General features: G+C 58.5%; 1 protein-coding gene. It reads right to left on the bottom strand.

What is annotated here, in order from left to right:
* Positions 1–39: 39 nt before the first annotated feature.
* The coding region (locus D7S86_RS28925) for an IS256 family transposase (protein WP_121091583.1) at positions 40–1,121 on the bottom strand (1,082 nt) is incomplete at its 5' end.

Genomic DNA, 1,121 nt, shown 5'->3' with positions numbered 1-1,121 from the left:
CGGGGGTGTCAGGATTTTTGTGTTCGAGGCCCGTAACGTTTAGACGTTGGTTCGTGTGAAGCGATCTTCGTAGAGGATCGCGAACTGCCGCATCGCAGCCTTCCAATCGTGTGCCGAGCGGCTCCATTCGCACGTGATTTTTCGCAGCGCGAGCCATATCAGTTTGGTTGCCGCGTCGTCGCTTGGGAAGTGCCCTCTGGTCTTGATGATTTTACGCAACTGAGAATTGACGCTCTCGAGCGCGTTGGTCGTATAGATCACCCTTCGGACCTCGGGAGGGAACGCAAAGAAGGGGATCACGCGATCCCATACTCGTCGCCATGCGGCTATGACCATTGGGAATCGGCTGCCCCACGGGCCTTTCTCCAACGCAATCAGTTCGGCTTCGGCCGCCTTGGCGCTCGCCGCTGTGTAGATGGGGCGCAGTGCCGCTGCCAGGTCTTTGCGCTCTTTCCAGCTCGCGTACTCAAGCGAATTGCGGATCAGATGCACGATGCAGGTTTGCAGGGTTGTCTGGGGGAACACCGCCCCGAGTGCTTCACCCATGCCTTTGAGTCCGTCAGTAACGGCAATCAGAATGTCTTGCACGCCACGCACCTTGAGATCGCTGAACACCTTCATCCAGAACTTCGCGCCTTCGGTTTGCTCGATCCACAGGCCCAAGATATCCCGTGTACCGTCTGAAGCTACGCCCAAGGCTAGATAGATGGCCTTGTTGCGCACGACGCCTTCATCGCGAATCTTTACGCGCAGCGCATCGAAGAACACGACTGGGTACATTGGATCGAGCGGTCTTGCTTGCCAGGCCGTGATCTCTTCGGTCACCGCATCGGTCACCGAGCTGATGAAGTCCGGTGAGACCTCAGTGCCGTATTGTTCGGCCAGAAACCCTTGAATCTCGCGCACCGTCATGCCGCGCGCGTACATCGCGATGATCTTGTCGTCGAACCCGGTGAAGCGTCGCTCGTGCTTGGGAATCAGGATCGGCTCAAAGCTCCCGTTGCGATCACGCGGAATCTCGACGCGTAACGGGCCATCCTCTGTGAGCACAGTCTTGCCGCTGCGGCCGTTGCGTTGATTGGTCGCATCTGGCGGGCGTTCGCCCCCGTTGGGGTAACCCA

Source organism: Pararobbsia silviterrae, from assembly GCF_003628125.1.
In the GTDB taxonomy this organism is placed as follows: domain Bacteria; phylum Pseudomonadota; class Gammaproteobacteria; order Burkholderiales; family Burkholderiaceae; genus Pararobbsia; species Pararobbsia silviterrae.
The sequence above is the reverse complement of the archived record's forward strand: the minus strand, read 5'-3'. Positions and strand labels throughout refer to the sequence as shown.